This is a genomic window from Halobacillus sp. BBL2006 (genome assembly GCF_000786645.1).
GTDB lineage: Bacteria > Bacillota > Bacilli > Bacillales > Halobacillaceae > Halobacillus.
In genome coordinates this window covers 1-1,004 of record NZ_JRNX01000895.1, presented here as the reverse complement: position 1 = coordinate 1,004, position 1,004 = coordinate 1, and the positions used below count along the sequence as shown (strand labels likewise).

Genomic DNA, 1,004 nt, shown 5'->3' with positions numbered 1-1,004 from the left:
CTGGGTAGCTGGGTGGTTAGTAAACAATACCCAAGATGAGTCTTCTATTCCTACTGGTTCGATTTTTGTTTCCGTAAAATACAATGGGACGAACATTAGAAGCGGTCCAGGCACCACTGATAAAATTGTTGGTCGAGGACATAAAGGAGATCAGTTCCAAGTAATTGTCAAGCAAGGCCAATGGTACAAAGTCCAGTATGAAAACAAATCTGCTTACATTGCTGGCTGGCTTGTAAATGAGCATAATGGAAAACCAGACTCTTCTCAACAAGTGTCAGGCAATCTTAAAGGTAAAACGATTATGATTGATGCAGGACATGGAGGGAAAGATTCTGGAGCGCTTGGACGTGGCGGTTCATACGAGAAGAAGATTACGCTAAAAACGGCTTTATCTTTAAAGAGTCAACTTGAAAGAAGCGGGGCAAAAGTTTTAATGGTGCGTAAAACAGATGAATACGTACCTTTATCGATTCGCTCGTTTTATTCAAACGCTTCCGAAGCAGACGTTTTCATCAGCCTCCACTACAACAGCGCTCCATTGAATGTCGCTGCAAGTGGAATCAGCAGTTTTTATTATCACGAAAAAGATAAACCACTAGCAGCATCCATTCAAGCTGGTATGGTTGGTTCAACTAACCTTATCGACCGCGGGACCCTGTATGGAGACTTTCACGTATTAAGAGAAAATAGAAAGCCTTCTGTTTTGCTAGAGTTGGGTTTTCTATCTGATGCGATAGAAGAACAAACCGTCAGAAGTTCAAAGTATCAGACTGAAGTCAGCCAAGGGATTACACAAGGATTAATCAATTATTTTAACTGAGTAACAAAAAACTGTCTCTCAACGAGGCAGTTTTTTGTTACTCAGTTAAACGAGATTAAGCTATCGTATTATTTCTGAATTTAAATATTAATTTAGTTCTACAAACGTGCAGGGTTATGAAGACTCGATTTCGAGATACTTTCGGTTCTGTTGCTAAATACGGATTAGGATTGGGTGGGAAACA

General features: G+C 40.0%; 1 protein-coding gene. It reads left to right on the top strand.

Going from position 1 to position 1,004, the window contains the following annotated elements; genetic code table 11:
• The coding region (locus LD39_RS20890) for an N-acetylmuramoyl-L-alanine amidase (protein WP_035553393.1) at positions 1 to 820 on the top strand (820 nt) is incomplete at its 5' end.
• Between the last annotated feature and the right edge of the window lie 184 nt (positions 821 to 1,004).